The 1079-nt window shown below is 62.5% G+C and carries 1 pseudogene; it reads left to right on the forward strand.

The annotated features are described in order from the left end of the window. Window positions 1-123 precede the first annotated feature (123 nt). Window positions 124-969, forward strand: a pseudogene (locus GTW51_RS23315) (Tn3 family transposase); the annotation flags it as partial. Window positions 970-1079: the final 110 nt, after the last annotated feature.

Below are 1079 nucleotides of genomic sequence, written 5' to 3' on the forward strand. Positions count from 1 at the left end.
GCCAAATGCGAGAAACCGACGAAAGAGAAAACACGGAACTTGACCACCACCTGACCAGTCCAACATCATCTAAGCCGGGTCAGTTCTTGATGGAAATCCTGGGTCAGCTCTCAGTGGAAATCAACACGCCGCCGCTTCATTCATGCCGGAGCGATGCGACAGGCCTGCGCGCAGGTCGCCAACGCCACTCTTTCGGTGCGCAATACCGCCGTCTGGGGCGAGGCCGGTACGGCCTGCGCCTCCGATTCCAGGAAGTTCGGCGCCTGGGACCGGAACCTGATGACCGAATGGCACGCCCGTTACGGCGGCCGCGGCGTGATGATCGAGGGCGTGCTGCGCCACTGCACCGACAGGGAAATCCAGCGACAGTACGTCGACAGCCATGGTCAGAGCGCTGTTGGCTTCGCTTTCTGCCGGCTCCTGGGATTCGAACTCGCCCTGCGCCTGAAGGCGATCGCCCGCCAAAAACTGGCCTTGCCCGCCGTCGGCATGCGTTCCGAGCTGCCCAATCTCTCGCCGATCCTGTCCGGCGTCGTCGACTGGGATGAGATCGAGCGGCAATATGACGAGATGGTCAAATATACCGCGGCCATGCAGAGCCGGACGGCCGATCCGGAAGCGATCCTTCGGCGCTTTGCCCGGGCCGAGGTGATGCACCCCACCTACAAGGCGCTCGCCGAACTCGGCCGCGCGATCAAGACGATCTTTCTGTGCCGGTACCTGCGTTCCGAAGCCTTCCGGCGCGAGATCCACGAAGGGCTGAACGTCGTCGAGAACTGGAACAGCGCCAACTCCTTCGTGTACTTCGGCCAGGATGGCGAGATCGCCACCAACCGGCTCGAAGACCAGGAAATCTCCGTGCTGGCGCTCCATCTGCTCCAGACGTCGCTTGTCTACGTGAACACGCGGATGATGCAGTCCGTGCTGGACGAGCCCCCCTGGGCCGGAAGGAGAGCTATGGCCGATTTTGGGTGACGCGGCTTGATCAAGCGGCGCGGTTGTCGGCGCTCTGCGTGGCAACGCCGTCGGTGAATGTGACGCCCTCGATGACCATTGGCAACTGGTTTGCGCCCTTCAGA

The sequence above is a fragment of the Aurantimonas aggregata genome (genome assembly GCF_010500835.1).
GTDB lineage: Bacteria > Pseudomonadota > Alphaproteobacteria > Rhizobiales > Rhizobiaceae > Aurantimonas > Aurantimonas aggregata.